Below are 24,987 nucleotides of genomic sequence, written 5' to 3'. Positions count from 1 at the left end.
TTGACGTTACTGTTTGTTTAGTTTTCAAAGAACAAAGTGTTACTTGTTTTAGCGACAAGAAACATCTTATCATGTTCACTTCACTCTAGTCAACACATTTTTTTAAGATTCATATGTTGTTAACCTCTCCCGAAGGAACTTTCTTATAATAACATCGTATCAAGTTCCATACAAGGTGAAATTTCTTCCAATTTCCCACTCAAAGGTTAAGAACAATTCCTGCTTCCCATTACAGAGTTACCCTCATTTATAAAAAGCTAAAACCTGCTTAATTGGGGTTTCAGCAGGTTTCTTCTATATATTAATATTCATCCTTGATAATTGTCTTTTTTTAATGGAAGGAAATAGGATTCCCCTTTTTCATATATCCCTAATAGTCTATTAACCATGCCTAATTTCGGAAAGATACGAATCACGATTAAAGCAGACCCAATACTTATCAATGCACCAACCAAAATATCCGCTGGATAGTGTACTCCCACCCAGATGCGCGAAATTCCTACTAATAATGCTAGGACAATCCAAAAAGATCCCCTTGCACCTCTAAACAAACAAAATGTCACACAGAATGAAAAAAACAAGATGGTATGGTCACTGGGGAATGAATTGTCAACTGCTTTTTCTATTAATTGATTAACATTAGTCAATTCTGCAAATGGCTGATGATTCGAATGAATTTTCCCTGCTATTTTTCCAAAGAATTCAGCGATAACAAATGTGATTGAGCTACAAATCACCATTATTCTATTCTTGTATACGCGTGTAAACCAAAATATCAAAACTGCCAGTGCTAGGAAAACAACCATATATTCTGCAATAAATATAAAAACAGGATTTAAGTAAGTATGGTGTTTCCCTAAATCGTTAATTAGTCTAAACAAATTCTCATTCACTTACGAACTCCTCCTCATAGCTTCTAATAAAAAGAGTATATGGCTATTTCCTTTACTCTAAAATTTCCTTATCTTACTTTTACCTTACACTTTTGTAAGGATAGCGTTCTAAAACATTTACAACCAAGCATAAATTCCTTCGAATCAGCATACTGTTTGAAGAATGGAAAGGAGAATCACACCTATGGCTAACGAGGAAGTAATAAAACAGGTAGAAAGTATTACGAATCCAAAGGTACGTAATATTGTTAGAATTTGTGTAGAACAGGGCTGTCGATTCAAGCCCCATCCAAGCAATCCTAATTTAGTAAATTTGTTTGACCCTTCAAGAAGAAAAAATATAATCGGCGATATTAACCTAGCCAGTTCTAGGGGATATTTTACTCTTGAGGTTGAGAACGGGCGGTTTAAATCCTTTCGCAATGAAGTCATAGGATTAGATATAGATCAAGCAGAATTTGAAGAACGAGTGCTTAAACGGTTGCAGCGTTAAAAATTATCAAACAAAAAAAACGCTTGGAGCTATTAGCCTAAGCGTTTTTGCATGAAATCAGTTTCAAATTCCGTTACCGGTAATGGTTTACTGAATAAATACCCTTGTGCCTCCTTACATCCCTGTTCGAGAAGAAAGGATACTTGTTCCGCCTTATCAACACCCTCCGCTTTAACGTGGAGTTTTAGAAGATGAGCCATTACAATGATGGTCCTGACAATCGTATTACTGTTTATGTCATTAGGACAATCCCGAATAAAAGATTGGTCAATTTTAAGTTTATCAATTGGCAGCCTTCTCAGATAATTTAGGGAACTGTACCCCGTTCCAAAATCGTCAATACTAATCTTGACCCCAAGGTTCTTTAGTTCTAATAATGTTGAAATCGAACGTTCCACATCCATTGTAATACTCTCTGTTATCTCCAACTCTAAGAAATTCGGCTCAAGTCCCGTGTCTGTTAAGGCGGATTTAACGATTTCAACTAAATTTGATTGAAAAAACTGTTTGGCTGATATATTTACAGAAACAGTGATGGGTGAAAAACCTGCTAGCTGCCATTTTTTATTTTCCTGACATGCAGTTCTAATTGCCCACTCCCCCATTGGTATGATCAAACCAGACTCTTCAGCAATAGGAATAAATTCTGCAGGCGGAACAATTCCTTTTTCTGGATGTATCCACCTCATCAATGCTTCCGCACCATAAACCTGATTGGTTTCTAGGTTAACTTGTGGCTGATAGAATAATACCAGTTGATTTTGCTCTAAAGCTTTTCGTAAGTTTATCTCCAAATCTAGTTCATGTTGTGCTTTTTTATTTAACTCTTCATCAAAAAATTGAAAGTTATTTCTGCCTAAGCTTTTTGCATGATACATGGCTAAATCTGCATTTTTTATTAATCTTTCAGAGTTTTGACCATGGTAAGGAAACAGCGAAATCCCTATACTTGGTGTAACCAGGATTTCATGATGTTCAAAGGTTAATGGAAGAGATAATTTTGTTAGAATTTGAGATGCGACTTGACTCGCTCTCTGTTCCCCGGATTCAGGAAGCAGAACAGAAAAATCGTCTCCCCCATACCTGGAAATAATATCTTTTTCTTCGACACTATCTCTCAGTCGTTCCGCGATTTCAATTAATACTTGGTCACCGACTTCATGTCCCATCGTATCATTTATAGCTTTAAATCGATCTAAATCTAGAAAAAGCAGGGCGAAATGGCAGTTATTTTGTTTTGAAGCCCTTATTGCCTCATTTAGTTTTTCTCGTAACAAATACCGATTAGGTAAATCCGTTAACTGGTCATGATAAGCCATGTGCTTAATCATTTTTTCAGTGTTTTTTCGCTCTGTGATATCAATAACAGTACCAATAATTGCGTCCCTGCCTTCATAAACAATCTTTGAACCATATAATTCAAAGGTAATGACACTTTGATCCTTTCTAATGGCTCGATATTCATACTTCATCGTACCGGTTTCATCATTAAACCTTTTACGCATATTCTCATTAACTAGGGGCAAATCTTCGGGATAAATAAATTCTGAAACATTTAAACCTAATAAATCTTCACGGTTGTAGCCAGACATTTCGCAAAGTCGCGGATTCACATATACCAATTTTCCATCTTGCATAATATATACCCCTACCAAGGAGTTTTCTATCAGACTTCTGTATTTGGCTTCTGCCTCCATTAAATCGCTTTGTGCTTTTTTATGTTCTGTTATGTCTTTAATAATTGTGTATACACCATAAATTTCTTTATTCACAAAAATAGGTATATTGGTTATACTAATTTCCCTTTGCTGCCGATTTTTATCCAATATAGTACAATCACAATTTGATGCCGTTCCTTCCACCGCTTGCAGAAAGTGGGCAGTCACTTTCTCTAAATCCTTCGGAAGTATGAAACCTGTAAAGGGTTTATCAATTAATTCCTCAGCTCTAAAGCCATAGATAGACACAGCCTTGTTTGCGACAACAAATTTACCATTTAAATCAAAAATGAAAATGGCGTCAGGGTTCTCTTCAAATAGTGATTTATAATATTGTTCATTTAACTGAATGTTAGTATTATTTCTAGAATTTCTTCGAAGATGGGAAGAAATGATCAAAATAGTAGCGATAATCAATACTATTTCAATTGCAAAACCCACCCATAAGGTTATTTCCTCCATCAATTGTTAATCCTCCAAAATACATTTACTATTACTATTTACATTTTTTGAAGGAAAAATGAAATATATAAATTAAAAAACAAAATAGCCTATCCCCAATAGGATAGGCTGCATTTTTTTATAAAATAGGTGAAAGTAATCTAGATATAGATTCTTTAAGACGAATTTCCAAGGAACGTTTTTGGTACCCCTCATAGGTAAGTAACATCGAAACCTTAATATCCTCTTTAAAGATTTCCGTTAATTTTCTAGAGACACCTTCATCATATAAAAAGGCATTTACTTCAAAATTAAGTCTAAAGCTTCGATAGTCAATGTTAGCCGTGCCAACAGAAGCGATTTCCTCATCGACAACAAGCGTCTTTGCGTGTATAAAACCATTTTTATAGATAAACACCTTTGCACCGACTTTTAATAATTCACTAACATGGGAGAGTGTTGCCCAATAAACGAATAAGTGATCTGGTTTATCAGGTATCATGATATTGACTTCCACTCCGGATAAACAGGCGATGCGCAGAGTATCTAACAAACTTGTATCAGGAATAAAGTATGGAGTTTGGATATAAATTGATTTTTTTGCGGACATAATCATTTTTATATAGCCATTCTTTATTTGTTGGAACTCAGAATCTGGTCCACTTGTGACAATTTGAATGCCGATTTTACCATGAGAAATATCTTCGGGATAAAGGTTCGGAACATAGTCAACATCTTGGTCATCTGAGGCTTGATTCCAATCAAGGATAAAACGTGTCTGGAGAGCATAAACAGCCGTCCCTTGAATCCGTAAATGTGTATCCCGCCAATAGCCAAATTTCTTATTAAGTCCTAAATATTCATCTCCAACGTTAAAACCGCCTACATAGCCAATTTTCCCATCAATAATGACTAATTTCCGGTGGTTTCGATAGTTCATCCTAAGGTTAATAAACCGAAATTTAGATGGGAAGAAGACTTCAACTTGTCCTCCAGCTTTCTTAAATTCCTTGAATGATCTTTTAGGCAAGCTTCGAGATCCTAGTTCATCGTACAAAATACGTACTTTTACTCCTTGCCTCGCTTTTGAAGTCAGTACCTCGATTAGATTTTTTCCCAGATTATCGTTTTTAATGATGTAATATTGAATATGAATATAATTCCTGGCTGCTTTAATATCCTTAAACAACTGATCAAATTTTTCTTTACCGTCTGTAAATATCTCCACAGCATTATCCTCTGTTAAGATGGCTTGGTTGTTAATCATATGCATGTATATTAAATCATGATTATTCTGTGTGACATCATTCCGATAATAGAATTGATTCAAACGAAGTTTAGATAATTGTGTTTCCAATGCTTTTTCAAACCCCGTCTTTTTGAGGTCATCCCAATGGAAAAGCCGTTTTTTACTTAAATTTTGCCCTAATAATAGATACATCACAAATCCCAAAATGGGAATGAAAAATAAAACTAATAACCAGGCCCACGTGGAACCAACGTCCCTTCTTTCTTGAAAAATGACAATGAGGGCCAGCATGATATTCAAAACAAGAAGAAAGCCTAATAAGATAGACGTAATATTCATGGTAAAAACCCTCTCAACCGACATAAATTGTTTACATATTAATTCATTAGGTACCATTAGATTCTACCATCATCTGTAAAATGATTAGTAGTTTTTTACTGTGAGCTTCTCTTCTTTCTCTGATACCCTATGAGTAGTATAAAAAGAATAAATAAAACTAAATATAAATAATTGGAATAATGGTCCATTCTAGCTGCAATGACTTCCCAGTTTTCTCCTAATCTTGCCCCAAGATTTATCAATATTGTGTTCCAGATGATTGTTCCAAGTGTTGTAAAACTAATAAACAGCCAGAAATTCATTTTTGCCATTCCGGCTGGAATTGATATTAAACTTCGGATGAGCGGAATGAACCGGCAGAAAAAGACCGTCCAAATTCCATATTTATCAAACCATGCATCAGCACGGTAGATGTCATTCTTTGTTAAGCGAAGAATTCTGCCGTACCGTTCAATTACTACTTCTAGTTTGTTAACATCTAAAATCTTTCCAAGTCTGTATAAGACGAATGCGCCGAACACTGAACCTGCTGTAGAGGCAGCAATTACTCCTTGAATGGTTAAATTGGTCTGAGCCGTCATATAGCCTCCAAAGGTAAGTATCACCTCGGACGGGATGGGTGGGAATATATTCTCAAGTGCAATAAGAAGAAATACCCCCCAGTACCCAAATTGTTCGATAAAATCTTTAATCCATAAATCCATAATACCCTCCGTATAATAATAAGCTTTTATAATTGTACGGTTTGACACAAGTAAAAGTTTCATAGAGACATCATCTTCTAACTACTATATTTATCCGATATCAAAATAAAACCAACTTCCAACGAAAAAAGCATTTGAGAATTCAAATGCTTTCAGTGTTAGTATTTTCATGGAATAACGCTGACATTTCAATAAAAGCACCTTTGTTAAAGCAATTTTAGTGCTTCTGCAATTGGAACTTCACCGTTAACGAGGTCAAATGAATGGTAATATGTATTTTCTTCTGTTAAGGAGTGGACTATGGTTTTTGCTACATCTTCGCGTGATATCGTCCCGCTTCGTATGTCTGCTGAAACAGTAATCAACCCAGTCCCCGGCTCACTTAAAAGTCCGCCTGGACGGATGATGGTGTAGGTTAGTTCACTTTGCTCAAGCATTTTGTCTGCGTAGTATTTCGCTGCATAATAAGGGAGCATTTTTTCATGCCAATTTTCTCTTCTATGTGCCTGAATTGCACTGACCATAATGAAGCGCTTAATCCCAACCTTTTCTGCCGCCTCGATTGTTTTTACAGCACCGTCTAAATCGATTAGAAGAGTTTTATCATATCCCGTATGCCGGCCGGATCCAGCCGTAAACACAATCGCATTACAGCCTCTGGCTGCCTGGGCAATATCTTCGACACTTTGCTCTAAACAGGTTACAGCCACTTCTACTTCAAGTTTTTTAAAAGCCTCAGCTTGCTCTTCTCTTCTAACCATTGCTTTGACTGTGTGTTCCGTACTGTGTCTAAGTTGATTAACAAGAAGTTTACCCACCTGCCCATTAGCTCCAACCACTAATACGTTCATTGTTGTTAGCTCCTTACGTTGTTTACGACTATTATCTCATTTTAAGAACAACTTATTCAAAAAAGCACCTTAATGGCAGGGTGATATTCCACCTGCAAGTTTCAACGGATAATCTACACATTTAATTGCAAATCAAACGAAACGCCCCTATAGGAGGCGTTTCCCTTTTATTATTGTTTAAATTCCGGTTCTTTACCTGTTAACCAACTCTCAAAGTATTCCTTAGCTTCTGGCCCAAGCTCCTCTGAGAATACAGATATGAAGTCACTACTAGTCGCAACACCATATTGATATTCTTTAAAGAAATTCTGAAGCAATTCATCCATTTTCTCTTTCCCTATTTCTTTTTCAAGGTTTTCCAGCATAAGCGCACCCTTTTGGTAGACAAGTTGTGAATAGGAACCGATGTTGGTAAATTTATCAACTGGACTCCCAATAAATATATCCTGTTTTTCAAAACTTTCTGTTCCTTCTGTCATGTGCTTTCTCATCTCTAATTGTGCAGCACCATACTCCGGGTATTCCTCTAACATAAATCTAGTTGTCGTATAAGTCGCCAAAGCCTCATCCAGCCAAGGCTCCTTTACTTCATCATTCCCCACCATGCTATACCACCATTGATGTGCCGTTTCGTGGACGACGGAGCCAATCTCTGTTTCATTGCTCTCAAGAATATTTTTGGGGAGGAAAATTAATCCTGGATATTCCATGGCTGTAAACATACCAGTCCGAACGATATCATATTCAGGATAAGGATAATGCCCATAAACTTTACTAAAATAAGCTAATGATTTTTTCCCCGCTTCATGGTTCTGCTTCGCCGCCTCTTCGCTGTCACTCGCTAGATACCATGTATTCACAGTTGTTTCCCCTACCTGATCTGATATTTTTTGATAAGATTCATTCATAATCACCATCGCAAAGTCGCGTACATCTTCAATTGAGGTAGTGTAACTCAATAATCCATCCTGTTCCTTAACTGCTTCTTCTTCCTTGCCTGTTGTTGCAATTTTATAATTATCTGGAACCGATACCTTTACAGTATACTTCCCCACCTGACTATAAAAGGGATCACCAATTGAATGATACGGGTCTGTCACCCATCCTCTTTCATCATATACCGCCTGAATGGGAATCCAATTTCCAAGCCATATCGTATTATCATCATAGGCGAACCGACCATTATTCTTAGGAACCTTCATTGTAAAATTCAATTGAAGGTTAATAGCTTCACCCTTTTTCCATTTATCCAATGGTATTTCAAGGACTGTATCTTTTATTTCAAAATCTCCTTTAATTCCATTCACCTGAACCTCAGTAACCGCCATCGACCCAGGTTCAGATTTCACGTCAATGATTTGACGCCAAAACCCACCTACTAAATCTACACCCTCACGAAATTGGTTTGGGTATACATGAAAGTAAATTTTGTCCTGACTTTTCCCGGTATTGTTTGTTGCCTTCACTTTAAGGATGCCAGTTAACGTTTTCTCCTCGACATTAACAGTCACGGTTGAATCATACTCTGTAGGAATAAATTCCTCCGACTTTATCGCTGCAGTCTTATTTCCTTTTTTATTGGTTCCATCAGTATCCTTTGAGTAGTTTTCTTTACAGCCTGCAAGTAATACCGTAAGCAATATCAAAATAGCTGCCAGCCAATAACCTCTCTTTATAATGTCCCCTTTGTTCATAGTGACCTCCTGTTATGTATTTTCAACTTGCATCTTAGACGTCTTTTCTCAGTAAGAGTTTCAATTGAGATACAAATTTAATTTATTTTCTATCAAACCATTATTATTTTTTCCTTAAAACAAGAAAAACAAAGGTTATGACGGCACCAATTGAGGCGCAAGCGATGACAAGTCCCATTGGAATTGCGGATTCTTCCCCTCCAATTCCAACCAAAGGCGAAGCTATTCCACCAAAGGCAAATGAAATGACACCAAGGAGTGCGGAGGCACTGCCGGTATTTTCACCTTGCTTTTGCATGGCGAGAGAGAATCCAGCGGTATTACAATACCGACACTGGATACGACAAAAAATAATGGGATTAAAATCATCCATAAATTCGCTTGAAACAGCAATAGAATTAGCAAGGCAATACAAAGCTCAGAAAGGTCAAAATATTCCCACGCCTATTCTTAACTTTAGATATGATAATATAGACAGGGTTTTTATCATAAAACTAGAATATGTATTTACCAGTTATTTTTTTCATAAAATTACAATAATTATATAGAAGAGGTGTAACTAATTGAAAGAATGGACAAAAGAAATTGAAATTGATGCTCCCATTGAAAAGATTTGGGCGTTGTTTGATGGTTCTTTAGAAAACATGCAAAAAATTATGCCACAGGTGATTAGTAATATACCTGTAAAAGTGACTGAAGAAGGTGTCGGCAGTATCTATCGTCAGCAATATAAAGAAGGTAAAAGGATTGAGGAGTATGATGTTGAAACATTAGAATATTTGGACACACCCACTCACAAGAAAATGAAGGTAGGATTTAATTTAGCTAACTATTTTGAGATTACCGCTGGCTATGAGGCAACAAAAATAACTGAACATAAGACACTCTTCAAATACACAACCACAAATAAGCCATTAAAAGCTATATTTAAATTATTCTTATGGTTCGCCAGTGATAAGGTGGTAATAAAATTTGTTGAGAAGGTTAAAGAAGTGGCGGAGAAAGATACTGCACTAGTAAAATAAAGAAAGGAGTTTGGTATGTCAGAATTTCGTTTCTCACATCGACTAAAGGTGCGTTATTCCGAAATTGATGGGCAAAAAATTGTTTTTAATTCGCATTACTTAACGTATATTGATGTTGCAGTGACAGAGTATTTCCAGCAGCTTCTACGGCACGATGAAGAGTTTGATTTTGTGCTGGCTAAATCAACAATTGAGTATAAACGATCTGCTTATTTAAATGATTGGCTTACCATTTGGTGCAGGATGGATCGAGTCGGCAACAAAAGTATGACCATGAATTTTATGATTACGAAAGAAGATGAACTGGATCCCGTCCTTCTTGCAGATATTGTTTACGTAAGTGTTGATCACAAAACTATGATGCCATGCCCAGTTCCTGATTTTGTTAGAGAACGAATCGAGGAATTTGAGCTTGAATATAAATGAAGAAATTCCCCATTTTAAAAATGAGGGAATTTTTTCTTTTTAAAGAATCCATGTTTTAACAAAAAAGCATGGATTAAACATATTAGTTAACATGTTGGAGATAATAATTTCGATTACCCTAGAAAGGATGAGATGTTAATGTCGTTAGAATGGTTTGACAGAGTTTGCGGCGAGCTTCAGGATCACCTAGAGTCGATATGTGAAGAGTATGATCAGGTTGGTCAAATGTCAATTGAAAGAGCTGCCAAACACCCGAGGATCGAGTTTTTTGTAGAAACAGAAGACGTCAATACAGAAGAAATCGATAGAGACTATTTTTGCACATTGTTCTTTGATCCTGGGAACGAAGAATTTTACATCGATACCTTTGATGTTGACAGCGGGCATACTGCTAAAGTCATCCTTTCGGACATAGAGGATATAATCGATGAAGTCCACGCTGCACTTCATGATTATATGAACGATGATGATCATTACACTGATGATGGAGTCTACCTAACTTCAGATGAAGTGTATGAAGACGATGAGGACTGTTATGAAATGGACGATGACGATGGTGTAGAGTATTACGAGGCTGAGCAAGTTAATGATGATGATATTTTTGAAGAGATTGATGTGGAATGGAACACGCCTGAGGTAACTGCCTTCAAGCATGAGGATGAAGTCGAAGTAACTTATCAATTTGGGGTTGTGCCAGAAACCGGCGATGGCGTTCTGAAACGTGTTAATCGAATCTGGACAACTGAGGATGAATTAATTAAAGACGAATCCCATTTCATTTTCAGCAAAGAAGAAGCAAGTACCATTATCGCAATGATTGCCAGCCATATGGACCAATTAAGCGAATTCAACTTTGATGACATGCAATAAAAACACTTTTGAGCTGCAGGTAGATAACAAAGGAAGGAGCGTCCCTATATCGGGATGCTCCTTCTTTTATTACTCCACCGTATAATCGATTTCAATTAAGTCCCAAGGTGTAATAATTCCAAGTGGTGTTTCATCTTTTTTTCCATTTTCGGTAATGATCACGGCTTCTAACTTCTTTTTAACCTTATGTGATTTTTCAAATATAGTTTCAACATCAAATATATTCGTACTTTTCGCTACAAAATCAATCGGATGTTCTTTTTCATATTTCATAATATCGAAAATATGGGTATCAGCTAAATTAACAGAGCTGCTTACCATATTTTGTGCCATCCATTTCACGATAGAACCTGCTGTCAAAAGACCAGCAAATTCCTTGTTCTTATATATCGGAAATTTCGAATAATTATACTTACGAATCGCCTCAGTCACTTTTAAAACACTATCATTATAATCAAAGTAGAGTACATTCTTAGTGGCAATCGATAAAGCATAATTAGGACGGTTGAAAACATTGGCAATTTTCTCTATATGCTCCACAACCCTAGCGTTTGGTTCAGCAATATAATAGCCTACTTCCATTTTTTCATGAACAATCGCATTTCGCAGCTTTGCATATTGCTCCAAATCTTTCTTAAACGTTTCGATAATTTGATACTTTTTTGCCCCAACCTTCACCAAGACTACAAATCTCTCATCATTAATTTTAACAATATCTTTCATTGCATCGTGCACCTTATTGAAAGCCACCTCAAAACGTTCTGATAGGATTTGTCCTTTTTTTACTGGTTTCATTCTCTACCCCTGCCAATATTATTACTTATTTATCTCTAATTATATATTCAATGTAAAAATTACACTATCCCCATTTTTTATTGAGCAGGCTTATTTCCTCCTTATGGGTGATTCCTTCATCATCCGGAGTCTCTAACACAAATGGAATATGTTTGAGAATAGATGAAGTAACAATATCCTTGAGAAACTCGTCCCTTATTAAACCATTTTGAAAAATATTAGCGTGACGATCTTTTTTTGACCCTGTGGGATACTTTGAATTATTTAGGTGAATGATTCTCAGATGTTCAAAGTAGTCAAGTTCCTGACCTTTGGAAAAAAACTCGTCTGTATTCTCCCCAGTCCAAAGACCACTTGCAAACATATGACAAGTGTCGAGGCAAAACCCTATTTTCTCGGGATATTCAGCTAGGTTTCGAATCTGCACTAATTCTTCAAAGGTTGTTCCAAGAGCACCCTTCGTACCGGCATTATTTTCGATTAGCAGCAAACAATCGCCTTTCCACAGACTGAGCACAGAATTAAGCATCTCAAGCATTAAATGATAACTTGCGAGCGGGTCAGTTTTGCTAATTTGACTTCCAAAATGGACTACTACGCCAATGGAACCACAGGAGTCTGCAATTTCAAGGTCATTCAATAGAGAGGCAATCGTTAACTCTTTTTTATCCTCTGCAGGAGTTAAACTCGTAGAGTAAGGAGTATGTGCGACAGAAACGATGCCATTCTCTTGGCAAAATTCTTTACAGCTTTCCGCATCTCCTTGGTCAAAATCCTTTACCGAAAGGCTTCGCGGGTTTTTCGGAAAATATTGAAATGCACCTGCTCCAAAAGATGCTGCTCGTTTTGCTGCTCCCGAATAACCATTTCTAATACTAACATGACAACCAAAAATCATTTAGTCCCACCGCTTTTTTAACGTTAGATTTTGCTTTAATTCTATAATCTATTCTTTTTAAAGTGGATGTTGTAAATAATACTGATACCGGATTAGGCTAGCTTTAATCTTATCTTGCAAATGTGATACATTTAAAGAAACTATTTATCGGAGGTAATTCGTGAAAAATGAAAAATGTGACTTGATACACGAAAATGGTGTCAGGGAAAAGAAACTAGATGTGATTGATGACTACACGATCAAGTACCACGCAAACGGAAAAACAATATGGTCAAAGGGAAAAATAATTGATGATAAGCCTGAAGGCTATTGGGAATGGTATCGTCTAGATGGAACAATAAAGCGTTCAGGTTATTTTGACAAGGGCGAGCCTGTTGGTGAATGGATCACCTATGACAGCAAAGGAAAAAAGTATAAAACTACCAATCGGGAGAAATAAGATGAAAATATATGTTGATGCAGATGCATGTCCTGTAAAGGATATTATTATCTCTGAAGGGACCAATGCTGATATTCCTATTATCCTTGTTACTAGCTTCTCTCATTTCTCAAGTGCTGACCAACCCTCAGGAGTAGAGACCATTTATGTTGATTCTGGTGCTGATGCTGCAGATTATCGGATTATGATGTTAGCAGGAAAAGGAGACATAATCGTAACACAGGATTATGGACTTGCTTCGCTAGGCTTAGCAAAGGGGTGTACGGTTCTTCACCATAATGGGTATAGCTATACCAATGAAAACATTGACCAATTATTGCAATCACGTTATCTAAGTGCTATGGCTCGAAAAAGCGGAAAGCGTACAAAGGGGCCAAAGCCATTTACATCTGAAGATAGGGAAAAATTCAGGGAGCATTTTCAAATGATTCTCGGTCGTTAATGACCTTTCGCCCATCTTTTATATAAATTGGACATTCTAGGGCAGCCAGCAAGCTGCCTTTTTACCTTTTTACAACCTTGTGTACCTTTAGAAATAAATCTATATTTAACAGAAAGGCTCTGTTAAGACTGAATGTTGATTCACTGAGATTGGATAATAGGCGGAGTTTTTCCGTTTAAATTGGGAAATACCCATATTTCCTTAAAAATAGGCGGAGTTTTTCCGCTTATTGTATCAAAATCATTGTAATTTGTCTTATTTATAGAAGTTAATCGGAATATCTCCGCTTAAACCTGCTTCTTAAGGTTCCTCTATAAACAATAGCCGGAAATTCTCCGCCTATGAATTCTCACCCTGCACGAAAGTCAACAATGAATAATGACATATCAACAGAAAAAAGAGTTGTATCTAAACGATTACAACTCATCATTGATTGGCTATTACTGTAATTAATTTGTCTTCTATACTCTTTCCTTTTGAGTCATCCACTAGATTATTTAACATGATTGAAAATATCATGTTTTGTCCACTTTTAGTGTTAACATAGCCTGAAATAGTGCTAACGGTAGAAATGGTTCCCGTTTTCGCAAGTACCTTCCCTCTTACTAAAGGACCTTTCATCCGGTGGCGTAACGTACCGCCTTCCATTTTTTCATGAGCACCTGCGATAGGCAGGGATTGAAGAAAGGCCGGAAACCAACTTTGCTGCTGGGCTGTGAATAGTAATTGTGACAGCTGAGAAGCTGGTACTAAATTGACATGAGAAATGCCTGATCCATCCCTCAACACCAACGATTTTGGGTTTATCCCTAATTTGATTAACTCTGCTTCCATGACCTCCAAACCCTTTTCCCAGCTGCCTTCCCCTTTTACAACCTTCCCCATCTCTTTTACCAGAATTTCTGCATGGCCATTATTGCTCAGCTTCATAAAGGGTACGAGTAGTTCAGAAAGTTTTATCGAACTATGGGTATGTAAGATTTCAGCGTCTTCTGGAGTTTGCCCCGTTTTTATCTTTCCGGTAAGATGTATTCCTTTTTCTGCGAGTGATTGTTTGAAGAGGGTTAATGCATATCGCGTAGGATCCCAAACACCAATCCATTCCTTTACAACCTTGGATTTGACTGGCAAGGTGCCCCTTATAGTGACCGTGTTTTTTGCATGTTCCCGCTCAAAAGTAAGTTTCTTGTCCCCATCTTCAGGCAACGTTTCAGTTTGATTGATTATTTTTACAAAGTCAGTATCAGGAGTGACCTTTACCTCAGCCTTATCACCTTTGTTATGTCCAGGTTTCACCTCAATCATGACAGAGCCAGAATCGTAGTCCTTTGTAGGTGAAGCAGTTAATGCAGAAACCTGTGCTCCATAATAGGTTTGTTCATCACTCCAAGGTAAATCCACCGAATATCGTACATCATCATACCAGCTATCATCGCCAATTAAATGGCCATTTATGTTCTTGATGCCGAGTTTCTTTATTTCATCCGCCAACTTATTGAAATCTTCTTTGAGGAGTGTCGGGTCACCCTTCCCCTTTAGGTAGAGGTTACCCCTTAGTGTTTTATTTTTGACTGCTCCGTCAGAGAGTATCTCCGTCTTGAAAGTATAATCTTCCCCTAAAACAGATAATGCTGCTGCCGCTGTTAATAGCTTCATATTAGAAGCAGGACGAAGGCGGACATCTCCTAAATGATCATATATAACTTCACCGGTATCCGCAGAACGTATGCTGATTCCTGCAATAGCCCCCTGTAAATCGGGATCTTTAATAAGCAGTTCATTTAACAGCTGAGTTAGATTATTTTCAGCATGGACTGGATGTGATTGTGGGATTAATCCTGCAATTAAAATAATTAGCACGAATAAATTCAGTCTTTTCAGCAAAATTCTTTTCCAACTTTCCCTTTTTTCATAAAGTCTTTCCCAAAAAACATACTTTTTTCCATTTTCCAATAAAGTTTTCTCGCTATTTTTACACAAAAAAATATATATCCGCGTTGCTGGACAATATATCCGCGTTAAATCAACTATATCCGCGATTAATAAATTATATCAGCGTTAATCTAAATATATCCGCGATGCCCACATAAGATAATTACCTTATTTCGAAACTGCAATATTCTTACTCAAATAAGCCCAATTCTGCGGTGCGGGCAGGCTGATTTGCCAAAATGTAGTCCCAGATAACTGGTACACATCGATTAGCCGATATTTTTCTATGAAGCTTCTAATATCCTCAAACCAAACAATCTGTTCTACCCCTGCGCTCCAATGCCGGTACCATGGGGACATGGAATGCTGGTCGAATTGAATCGGTGATCCTGTTGAAATGGCTTGGTTTTGGGCTGAGACCACTGACATGGCACGGGTAACGTTTGTCCCGACAACCTTGTCATAGCCATAAAGCGGCATCGCAATTTGTAGTTTACGAGGATTGATTTGAGTAAGGGAGTATTGAACAACCTGTTCTATCCACCATATTGGTGCGATTGGATCCGGTGGTCCGCCTGGATATCCATAATCAATCGTCATCACGGCCACGATGTCCGCAATGCTCCCGATTGAGGCATAATCGTAGGCCCCGACAATCCGATTCGTTGGTAAATCTTCCGTTTTCGCATGCACATTCACATGCAGAATCAAATCTCCCAAGGCAGTCTTCAACTCTCTTAAAAATAAATTAAAATCATTACGCTGTGGCGGCGGGATAAATTCAAAGTCGATAGAGACACCGCCAAATCCTCTCTGCCTTGTTAAATTCACAATACTTTGAACCAAATTCCTGCGATAGACTGGGTTCGCCAGTACATGCCCTGCCAGCTCTGCACTAAAATCTACTCCCGTAAAATTACGAATCATCAATAGAGGTGTGATGTTTAATTGTTTACTCCTCGCCACAATCGCTGTATCCTCAATCTCGTTATAAGCATATCCTTCTGCCGTGAACGAATAGGCCACTACCGCTAAATACGTTAATTGTCCGGCGAATGAATCTAATAACGAAAGAACAGCACTCCCACCTGATGGGACAAGAAACCCTAGTGTCGCGATTTTTAATTTTATTCTTGAGGGAATGTTTATGATTTGGCCAATAATAAGTTGGTTTGGATTGACCCCAGGATTTGCTCCTAAAATCGTTGAAACATCAGTATTAAACCTCTGAGCTATTTCCCAAAACTGATCGCCTGGTTTTATTTTATAGGAGCGGATTGGAGGCTGGTTGTCCGGAATATATAAGGCTAGACCTGGGACAAGCGAACTATCAGCCGGAAGTCCATTTAGCTCTACAATGCTTTTCATTGGTATTCCGTACCTATTGGAAATTGCCCACAAATTTTCTCCGGTACTCACCACATGAACACTCATACTCTCACACTCCTTTTATAACCATCATATGGGGATATTACTAGGAATATTGCTCTTAACCGAAAAAAACGAACTGGGTCCTCCAGTTCGTTTGTCCCACTATAATCGGGGGTCGATTGGTTCAGCCTCTAATGCCAAGATTCCTAACACACATTCATGAACACGTTCTAATGATTCTCTTTTGACAAATCGATTAACAGCCTCGACTCCAAGAGAAAATTCCTTCAATGCATTACGCTGTTTCTTGCCTGCATTTCGTTTCTTTAACCGCGACAAATTATCAGGAAGCAGATAATCAATTCCATAAATGATATGCAAATACTTTCGGCCCCTTACCTTTATCGCAGGCTGCAGCAGTTTACCTCTGTGGCGGGTAACATACGACACGGGTTTGACAACAAATCCTTCATGACCATCCTCCGTAATTTCTTCCCACCAATCAATTGCACCCTTCATAGAGGCTTCATCCTGTACAATTAGGTATTCCGTTTCTAAAAACAACCTAGAAATCTCACTGAATTCTTTATTTTTCTCCATATGCCATGTGTGCGGCTTATCAAAAAATGTTTCCGAGCTGTGAGCCAATGTGTGGAATGGTGCAATTTGAATTCCATTCAATCCTTCCGTTTCCCAGCAGTATTTCTGATACACTTCATTGAATACTTCAGCATTTTCAATTCCTGCATCCACTTCCTGAATCCAGTTCAACACATCCCTGCCGCTTTCAAATGCCTGTTGAAGTAAATCCTTTAACTTTTTCCGGTCTAGAAGAGCCGTCTCACCCACATGTGCATATTGGTTTAAAATAAGATCTTTCGCCTTTAAATTCCATGGCAGAATTTCTGCATCAAGCAAGACGAAATCTGTATTGTATTTCTCGAAATAACCACTCTTCACTAAATCCTCGTTCAAAACACTTACAATTTGATCTTGCAATTCTTTTTGAAAAAATGCCCTGCCTGTCCGGGTATAAATGGTTCCTAATGTTTCTCTGCCAATATACTCCTTAGCAATATCTTTATTTCTAAATAAAAATAAAATTCCCCTGCTGCCCATATGCTTCTTTTCGACTACCATCGTTTCTACACCATTCGCTTGATAATAATCAAAAGCTTCCATCGGATGCTCCAGGTACCCTTCTAGTCGGGAGGTTTTTGGTGTCGGACTCATTGTTGGCGGAAGATAGACGATCTCCTCAAGCGGCACGGTATAATGAGATAAATCATCTAATGCCGGTTTCACGCCATCATCATAAATCATGATCTCACCGTACTGTTCCGTTAACACGGAATAACCGTCTAGGAACTTCATGATATTCGGGGGTGCCAGCCTTTTACGTTCCCATTCCTTCAATGGATTGTCAGGAACATTTGCATAATCTTGTTTTGCTATAACCGAAACAAATTGCCTTTCTGGATAGCGGTAAGCAGTTAAACTGCCTCCAAAAACCACTCCCTGGTCAATATTTAGTGTATTGTTGACCAATAAAGGCTGGGGCTTTGGATCGTGTCCCCAAAGAATGAGTTCACTTGATTTATGAGATATGGACCAATCTTTTCGAATGGGCTTACCATATTCATCGAGTCCCTCACTATCGCCGTACCGGCAAAAATCAGAAATCTGGTGAGACTGCTTTCCGATATAGTGATCCTTGATGCCGGCATGAACTGCTACCACTGCATTCACGCCATTCTTTTGAATGATATAGTGTGACTTTGCTTCTAAAAGTAATTCTTTTATTTGTTCCTTTAACACCTGATTAGCTTCACTGCCATATTTTTGTTCATACTCTTCAAACTCAGCAGCCACATTTTCATCACCATGAGCCAACTTTACATTTTTCCCGTCGAGCCAGCGGGCAATTTTCCAGCCGTGGTTGCTGTCAATCATATAGGCATGTCCTGCTGTAACATGCTTATGGAAAAATTGCAGTGTTTGTATAGACCTCGGTCCCCGGCTCAATACATCTCCTAATGAAAGAATTTTCCTGCCTTCTGGATGGATGTAATATCCTTCATCGTCTTCCTTGTATCCAAGTTTGATTAGAATTTCAAGGAATTCTTCAAAACAGCCATGAATATCCCCGATAAAATCGATTCCATTTTCAACATCAATATATAATGGATGTTCTAGACGCTTTACATTTAGCACTTGAAGTTCATCTTCTCCAAGCATGTACACACGGCGATAGGGCTTCTTTTTAATGAAGCGAAGCGTATTTTTAAAATGTTGATACTGCTGCTTGATTCGATTTCTGCCCCGAGGAAAAGTCCGCTCCATATCCCGCCTTAGCAATTCCGTTTCTGATATATTCAAAACCATTGCGATTACTGGGATATGATATTTCTTCCCCATTTCCAGATATTTGTCATGCTCTTCCTCACGTAAATGGGTAGCATCAATGAAGGTTAATTTATTTAGTTGGCAGCGCTTTGAAATTACATAGTCCATTGCATCAAACGCAGCACTTGATATTTGCTGATATTCTTGAAACAGCGCTTCACTTTCATCCTTTGGGCGGCCGTTCCAGCTAATAAATTCAATATCGCTGACAAGGACCCGGAACTGATCAGAACTTACCACTTCAGATGCGAGAATTTGTTCTTCTTGTATCAATTGATTTAATAAGGTAGTTTTTCCAGTATTAGAGGGACCGACTAGCAGGACGATTCCTCCGTGCGGTAAATGGATGGTTGTCATTATTCCCCCTCCCTTCTGAAGATTGCCATTTGTGTAGGATGACCGTATGCCTCATGCTCTTCTCCAATACCTTGAATACTCACTTGATATGGAGTTTGTTCGGTCCATGATTCAACATTTTGAACAAATTGGGCTCTTGTCCATTCAAAGCGATGATCGTCATGACGCATTTCATCATCCATTTCATAAAGCACATTATATTCCTGGTTTGGTGTCGTCACAATTAGTGTCTTTGGACAGTAATCATTTAAGATCGTATCAAAGATTTTTGGGAGCCTATCCTCTTCAATATGCTCAATAACTTCACATAACACAATTACATCTTTATTTTGTAAGCGGCTGTCAAAGTAAAATAAAGATCCTGATAATGACTGTGGTTCCACATACCCTTCATTGGTATTCACTTGTTGAAAGCGCTCAATGGCCCGGATTCGAGATTTGTTTGAAGGCTCAATGGAGAGAATCTCTTTAGCACCTTCTAAGAAACCCAGCTGTACCGAGAGTCGACCTTCCCCAGCCCCTAAATCCACAATTGTTTCTTTCTCGGGCAGCGTTTTTATATAGTTTAATATGTGTTCATAACGAAGATCGTTTAAGCGAACCTTCGGACTCTCATCATAGCCTGAGTTTCGTTGTTTCTTTTCATAGAATTGTGATTGTGAAATTAATGCATTAAAACGGAGTGCCCGTTTAACGATTAGCTGCTTCAATGGATGGTCCTCAAGCCAGCCTTCTCCGTATCGATCAAGCTTTTCAACTTCTCTTTCATCTAAAAAATAATGTTTATAGTTATCGATAACAGGAATGAGTATGGATATATGCTTTAATGCATTCTGAACGCTTTGCCTGCCTGATAGAGTGACATATCGAGCTGAGCTTACTTCTCGAATCGTACTGACTCCGCGCTCAACTTCCACTCTGTACCCGATGGGCTCAAACAAATCAGCAATCTCCTTGTCACTCAAATCCGTTGCCACTGGACCAAATGAAAGCTCAATCTCGAATTCGTGACCCACCCATTCTAGATATTCTTCATCCGGCTTACCATTTAAAGCGGTCCCTAACGCCTTGCGGATGGTAGTGATAAATAAGCTGCTGACAGCAAACTCGCGGTCATTTATGTAATGAGTAATATCATATAAATCGGATGAATTGCGTACTAAATCAATCGGGTCGGGCTTTACATAGATAACAAATTGAATTTCTTCCTTTGAGAATTTAGGATAAACCAGGCGTACCTTAAAGCCTTTCTCATCCCGTTCATATGGGTTATTAGGATTCTTCGCGATTAGATAAGAAACCACATCCGCATTTGAGCCCCTTACCGTTAATGAAAGCTGCATAATTTGCACTCCAATTCCTTATAGTTTTCTCTTATCTAATATGATTACATAAAAAGGGATATTTTAGAAATTTTATTAGATAAAATTTTAAAGGACGTAACTCCATTCAGTTACGTCCTACCATGAAAATAATTATGAATTAAATCGTTCCAATAAAATTTAGGGACGCAATTTCCTTTGAATCTACGACCCCGTCTAAAATTTTCTTAACGTCATTTATTGTATCCTTAAGACTTACCTCTTCACCTTTTATTCCAGTGAAGGTTTCGGCGACATAGAATGGCTGTGTTAAATATGCTTCTAACCGCTCGCCTCGATGAAATGTTTCTATTTCAGTTGAAGGTATCCCGTTAATGCCTTTTACATTGACGAGAGAACGTAATTCACGGTAACGGCGTAATAACTTTTGGGCTTTTTGTTGAATCGTAAGGTGAGTTTGTTCTAGATGTGCACCTTCCAACACAGAAGATGTAGAGTAGATTGGGTTTACTGCAGGGAAACGATGTCTTACTGCTAGATCCATGTCAAACTGCCAAAGTGTTTCTAGCGGTCCATACGGCAGGTCCTCATCCACTGAGGCTCCCTTTAAATCAAGTAAAAAGGTTGTAACTGACTTAATATCAAGATCCTGTAACTTTTCCTGAAGCTCATAGATTTCCCCTGTTAATACATGTGAACGGTCGGCAACGAAAATAATCTCCTTACTTTTTCCAACTACAGACATTTCAGCGATGGCCTTTTCAATGGTCTCAGCAACAATCTCTGTATCCTCAAGAATGTCCTCTAACTCGGGGTGATCATTTTCTGGTTTTAATAAAACCGTTGAGTACCCCTCTCTCTTAAAACGATAAAATAACTCCGCCAATACCACCAGCTGCCCCATACCTGGTCGAGCAACAAGTCCCACGGTTCCGCCCTTTACAATTGGTGCAAACAAATCCAACGCTTTAATTTTCGTTTCAATCATCTCTACATTCTCCCCTCTTAATATCAATTCATCTAGACTACATTGTGCTAATTCTGCTAAAGCTGCGATTGTACGGACTTCAGCGCGTCCCACTGGTATTTTCCCCGTACATAAATTGCTTACGGTTGCCGGCCGCAGCCCTACTTCACGTGCAGCACTTGTCAGGTTGGGCACCCTTCTCCGCAATAATGGAACATTTAATCTTAGGTTTTCCATTATTTTCACCTCCTTACTTTATATAGTAATTTATATTACTTTAAAACGCAACATAAAATTACTCTAAGACGTAATTATTTTTCCTCACAACGTAAAAAAGACGATATGAATGGATCTCATATCGTTAAAAATCATCTGCATATCGAGTTCTTCTATATTTAGCACTATGGCAGGCGTCACAAGTTGGAAACGAGTGATCCCACGGAAGATTTTTACCACAGTTTTTACATTTTTTCACAAATTTCCTAATATCCGTTTTTAACTTATCTTGAACCTTGTCACTCATTTCCTCGCGCAGCCGTTCCCAGTAAATCGCCTCCGTCCGCTCTCCTAATCTATACAAGAAAAGCAGATGCAAGCCGAGCGCTTTGTAGGCTAACTCAAGATCCTCTAAACTTCGTTCCTTGTATGGCGGCTCCGGAAGAGGTGTCCCTTGGATAATTGCATACATGGTATCTTCCCATTGTCTTGTTAAGGCCGGTTCATTTTTTGAAAAAGGAAGGTGCAGGAATCCATATAGATCCATTAACGGTAAACGCGCCTCTATTTCTGTACCGGCTATCAAATTGTAAAGTGATCGCTCCTCTGTTAATGAAGCTTTCTTTGTTCCTGGCGGGCTGTTAAATTTCCCCCAAAGCTCAAAGAATGTTCCTAAATCACGATAATAACGTTGGAACCGCTCAAATACAGAATTGGTTGGAGCGATTGCAAATGTATGAACAGGCTCATCTTCTTGATTAAGCAATTTCTTCATCATTCTAATGTCTTTTGTAAAAGCAACTTTCCCCACATCATATATTCCTTTACGGCCTGCACGTCCGGCAATTTGTTTCACTTCCTGCGAGGTTAACAAACGCCTTCTCGTTCCATCGAATTTCTCATTTTCCAGAAACACAATCCTGCGGATGGGCAGATTTAAGCCCATACCAATTGCATCGGTTGCTACAATGACCTTTGTTCTTCCATTATTGAATTGCTCAATTTGCTTTTTTCTAGTTTCTGGCGGCATGCTGCCGTAAATCATACTGACAGAATGACCATCACTTTGGAGCCTAGAAGCTGTTTCAAGGACGCGTCGCCTAGAAAAACAAATAAGAGCGTCTCCTTTTTTTACATGTTTAATATGGAATTCCTTTGATTCCACTTCAAGAGGGGTATCCCGGCTGTATTCGTGGATTGTTATGTTCGATTCTCCCAACAGCTGCATAAGCATTGGTTTCGAGTTTCTGCTACCGATTATATGGACTTCACGTGCATTTGCTTTTGTAATCGCCTTATACCAAGAAAAACCGCGATCCTTGTCTGTAATCATTTGTGCTTCATCAATAACGACAACATCATAGTTTTCTTTTTCATGGAACATTTCCACTGTGCATGAAAAGTGATTCGCGCCATGTACGATTTTTTCTTCTTCACCTGTCTTTAACGAGCAAGGAGTCCCTTCAGCATTTAACTTATCATAAACCTCCAGCGCTAGAAGCCTAAGCGGGGCTAAGTATAAGCCGCTGTTTGCTTCCTTCATCTGCTCAAGAGCATGGTGCGTCTTCCCTGTGTTGGTCTCCCCAATATGAAGGACATAAGAAACCCGTCTTCCTAACGATGGATTGTATTCCTGGCCGAATATATCCTCCATCATTCGGTCTTCTTCTTCTCTTTTTCTTTGTAATTCAGCCTCTTCTTCAGCCTTCTTACGTTCTCTATCAGCAAAGTCTTTTTCAAAAATTTCCTGATGTACGGTGAAGTCAAATGGAATATCAGCAATTTTCAATAAATCAGATAGGTACTCGTCTTGTATATCTTCAACAAAATAGTCTTCCACCTCATAAAGAAGCTGAGTAATGCTGCCTTTTATGAAAGAAGCTGAAAGTTTTTCTCCGAACGTCTCTTCATATTGCTTTTTCATTTCAGCCGGAAGCTTCTCAAGCACTCTTTGTGGAATCATTTCTGATAGGTAGTCTGAAATTAAGCTTTCGTACACAAAAAAATAGGTTTGATATTCATAGAGGCTTCTTCCCCAGTTGACCGTTTTATGAATATCTCCCGTTAATTCCTCAAAAAACTTACCTACTGTTGTGTAGGATTCTGGGTTAAAATGACCTTCATCCTCTAATTTCTCTTCCAGTGCAAAGGTGTCAACATTTTTAAATTTCACATTATTCTTGATATCTGCAGCTAATTGCTTGGCAGTAAAATGACGAACGTATAGATAAAACTGCGCATATTCCTTCTCAAGTAAATCCCCCGCAGTATCTTCTATCATTGTGCGTATAGTATGCCTTGCTTCCTCAAGACGAGATACTTCTTGTCTTTTTATATAAGCTGCTTTCGCTTGATGGTATCTTTGTTCCCATTCCTCATCATGATCTGCAAAAGTTTTCTTGGTCCATTCCACAATTTGAAAGGGCTGAAATTCTCTCATTTCATCCCGAAAGAGTTTATTAATAAGCTTGCGGTCGACACCTTGGACCTCAAATCCTTTTTCCCGTAAATACTCTTTTTTCTCATTCTTTGGAACATCATTGGTGACCTTATTTAACCAAACATTAATCCAAATTTGCTCAAGATAATGTCCACGATCATTTAAATATTGTTCAAAAGAAGGCAGACTTTCTTTTGTCTCTAAGTAGTGGTTCATATCTTCGATTACCTTATTCTTGGTATGTTCGATCGCTTGAGGGTAAATGGCGTTTAATTTACTCAACTTTTTCCCTCCTTTTCCATTTTATTGCTGTTATAGTATATCAAAAAACAAGAAATCGAACGAATATTCGAACCCTAAATTTCACGTTTATTGCAATATTCATCAACTAAATCCTCAATTTGATCAAGTTCAGGAAAGTCTCCTGAAAACTGGAATTGAATTTCTTCTATTAATCGATCCTTGTTGTAGACATGAATCGCACCATTTTGATGACTGACACTATATTCGGGTACAAAGCGAAATCCGTTTCGTTCAATGGCTCCCATAATATTCTCCTTTTTTTGAGTTTTTTTTAGTATTTACTATTATTCAGTCGTTAATCTCCTAAAAGTGGCACTTCAATCCATAATCGGTACTAATAGAAAAGTTTTAGTCATATTCTTATAGGAAAAATGTACTCAGAAGGGGTGAAAAGTT

22 protein-coding genes are annotated in these 24,987 nt (G+C 38.1%); 6 read left to right on the top strand and 16 right to left on the bottom strand.

The genetic code is table 11. The features are described 5' to 3' along the window. Positions 1-308: 308 nt before the first annotated feature. Positions 309-893, bottom strand: a complete 585-nt coding sequence (locus H0184_RS10040) for an undecaprenyl-diphosphatase (protein ID WP_313771739.1) — start codon at positions 891-893, stop codon at positions 309-311. Positions 894-1,077: 184 nt separating this feature from the next. Between H0184_RS10040 and H0184_RS10035 the strand changes: the two genes are divergently transcribed. Next, positions 1,078-1,386 carry a hypothetical protein gene (locus H0184_RS10035; RefSeq protein WP_221823951.1) on the top strand — a complete coding sequence of 103 codons (309 nt, stop codon included), beginning with the start codon at positions 1,078-1,080 and terminating at the stop codon, positions 1,384-1,386. Positions 1,387-1,418: 32 nt separating this feature from the next. Here H0184_RS10035 and H0184_RS10030 read toward each other — a convergent pair whose 3' ends face one another. From H0184_RS10030 to H0184_RS27985, 6 genes are all read right to left on the bottom strand, one after another. Continuing rightward, complete coding sequence (locus H0184_RS10030; protein ID WP_260631529.1) at positions 1,419-3,566, bottom strand: sensor domain-containing protein; 2,148 nt, start codon at positions 3,564-3,566, stop codon at positions 1,419-1,421. A gap of 118 nt (positions 3,567-3,684) precedes the next feature. Further along, positions 3,685-5,133, bottom strand: coding sequence for a cardiolipin synthase (gene cls / locus H0184_RS10025; protein WP_221823947.1), 1,449 nt, complete (start codon positions 5,131-5,133; stop codon positions 3,685-3,687). A gap of 95 nt (positions 5,134-5,228) precedes the next feature. After that, positions 5,229-5,837: a DedA family protein gene (locus H0184_RS10020; RefSeq protein ID WP_221823945.1), complete on the bottom strand. Its 609-nt coding sequence runs from the start codon at positions 5,835-5,837 to the stop codon at positions 5,229-5,231. Positions 5,838-6,043: 206 nt separating this feature from the next. Next, positions 6,044-6,688 carry an SDR family oxidoreductase gene (locus H0184_RS10015; RefSeq protein ID WP_221823943.1) on the bottom strand — a complete coding sequence of 215 codons (645 nt, stop codon included), beginning with the start codon at positions 6,686-6,688 and terminating at the stop codon, positions 6,044-6,046. Positions 6,689-6,858: 170 nt separating this feature from the next. After that, positions 6,859-8,382 carry a M1 family metallopeptidase gene (locus H0184_RS10010; RefSeq protein WP_221823941.1) on the bottom strand — a complete coding sequence of 508 codons (1,524 nt, stop codon included), beginning with the start codon at positions 8,380-8,382 and terminating at the stop codon, positions 6,859-6,861. 103 nt (positions 8,383-8,485) lie between these two features. After that, a complete protein-coding gene (locus H0184_RS27985) occupies positions 8,486-8,680 on the bottom strand; it encodes a hypothetical protein (RefSeq protein ID WP_221823939.1) in 195 nt (64 codons plus the stop codon). A 265-nt stretch (positions 8,681-8,945) separates the two neighbouring features. Between H0184_RS27985 and H0184_RS10000 the strand changes: the two genes are divergently transcribed. The 3 genes from H0184_RS10000 (at position 8,946) to H0184_RS09990 (ending at position 10,703) form a co-directional block, all read left to right on the top strand. Beyond that, positions 8,946-9,407, top strand: a complete 462-nt coding sequence (locus H0184_RS10000; RefSeq protein WP_221823937.1) for an SRPBCC family protein — start codon at positions 8,946-8,948, stop codon at positions 9,405-9,407. A gap of 15 nt (positions 9,408-9,422) precedes the next feature. After that, positions 9,423-9,833 carry an acyl-CoA thioesterase gene (locus H0184_RS09995; RefSeq protein WP_221823934.1) on the top strand — a complete coding sequence of 137 codons (411 nt, stop codon included), beginning with the start codon at positions 9,423-9,425 and terminating at the stop codon, positions 9,831-9,833. Positions 9,834-9,971: 138 nt separating this feature from the next. After that, positions 9,972-10,703, top strand: coding sequence for a hypothetical protein (locus H0184_RS09990; RefSeq protein ID WP_221823932.1), 732 nt, complete (start codon positions 9,972-9,974; stop codon positions 10,701-10,703). Positions 10,704-10,772: 69 nt separating this feature from the next. On the opposite strand, the gene H0184_RS09985 is transcribed toward H0184_RS09990, so the two are convergent. Further along, positions 10,773-11,498, bottom strand: coding sequence for a CBS domain-containing protein (locus tag H0184_RS09985; protein WP_221823930.1), 726 nt, complete (start codon positions 11,496-11,498; stop codon positions 10,773-10,775). A 64-nt stretch (positions 11,499-11,562) separates the two neighbouring features. Next, positions 11,563-12,396, bottom strand: a complete 834-nt coding sequence (locus H0184_RS09980; protein ID WP_221823928.1) for a deoxyribonuclease IV — start codon at positions 12,394-12,396, stop codon at positions 11,563-11,565. A 160-nt stretch (positions 12,397-12,556) separates the two neighbouring features. Between H0184_RS09980 and H0184_RS09975 the strand changes: the two genes are divergently transcribed. After that, a complete protein-coding gene (locus tag H0184_RS09975) occupies positions 12,557-12,835 on the top strand; it encodes a toxin-antitoxin system YwqK family antitoxin (protein WP_221823926.1) in 279 nt (92 codons plus the stop codon). A gap of 1 nt (position 12,836) precedes the next feature. Further along, the gene (locus H0184_RS09970) at positions 12,837-13,277 is read left to right on the top strand and encodes a YaiI/YqxD family protein (RefSeq protein WP_221823924.1); all 441 of its coding nucleotides are present in this window, start codon (positions 12,837-12,839) and stop codon (positions 13,275-13,277) included. Positions 13,278-13,703: 426 nt separating this feature from the next. On the opposite strand, the gene dacB is transcribed toward H0184_RS09970, so the two are convergent. The 7 genes from dacB to H0184_RS09935 form a co-directional block, all read right to left on the bottom strand. After that, positions 13,704-15,161 (bottom strand): D-alanyl-D-alanine carboxypeptidase/D-alanyl-D-alanine endopeptidase, encoded by a 1,458-nt coding sequence (gene dacB / locus H0184_RS09965; protein ID WP_221823922.1) that lies wholly within the window; start codon positions 15,159-15,161, stop codon positions 13,704-13,706. Between the two features lie 216 nt (positions 15,162-15,377). Continuing rightward, positions 15,378-16,643 carry a glycosyl hydrolase family 18 protein gene (locus tag H0184_RS09960; protein ID WP_221823920.1) on the bottom strand — a complete coding sequence of 422 codons (1,266 nt, stop codon included), beginning with the start codon at positions 16,641-16,643 and terminating at the stop codon, positions 15,378-15,380. A 99-nt stretch (positions 16,644-16,742) separates the two neighbouring features. Beyond that, positions 16,743-19,343: a polynucleotide kinase-phosphatase gene (locus tag H0184_RS09955; protein ID WP_221823918.1), complete on the bottom strand. Its 2,601-nt coding sequence runs from the start codon at positions 19,341-19,343 to the stop codon at positions 16,743-16,745. Further along, entirely contained in the window at positions 19,343-20,686 is a 1,344-nt protein-coding gene (locus tag H0184_RS09950) for a 3' terminal RNA ribose 2'-O-methyltransferase Hen1 (protein ID WP_221823916.1), read from the bottom strand. The genes H0184_RS09955 and H0184_RS09950 overlap by 1 nt, the downstream gene beginning before the upstream one ends. Positions 20,687-20,825: 139 nt before the next feature. Then, positions 20,826-21,869, bottom strand: a complete 1,044-nt coding sequence (locus H0184_RS09945) for an ATP synthase beta subunit C-terminal domain-containing protein (protein ID WP_221823914.1) — start codon at positions 21,867-21,869, stop codon at positions 20,826-20,828. 124 nt (positions 21,870-21,993) lie between these two features. After that, positions 21,994-24,570 (bottom strand): helicase-related protein, encoded by a 2,577-nt coding sequence (locus H0184_RS09940; protein WP_221823912.1) that lies wholly within the window; start codon positions 24,568-24,570, stop codon positions 21,994-21,996. 74 nt (positions 24,571-24,644) lie between these two features. Further along, complete coding sequence (locus H0184_RS09935; RefSeq protein WP_221823910.1) at positions 24,645-24,836, bottom strand: YbxH family protein; 192 nt, start codon at positions 24,834-24,836, stop codon at positions 24,645-24,647. Positions 24,837-24,987 lie beyond the last annotated feature (151 nt).

Source organism: Neobacillus niacini, assembly GCF_019749295.1.
GTDB classification, from domain to species: Bacteria; Bacillota; Bacilli; order Bacillales; family Cytobacillaceae; genus Neobacillus; species Neobacillus niacini_D.
Note: the sequence above shows the minus strand (reverse complement) of the source record. Positions and strands in the feature narration are given on the sequence as shown.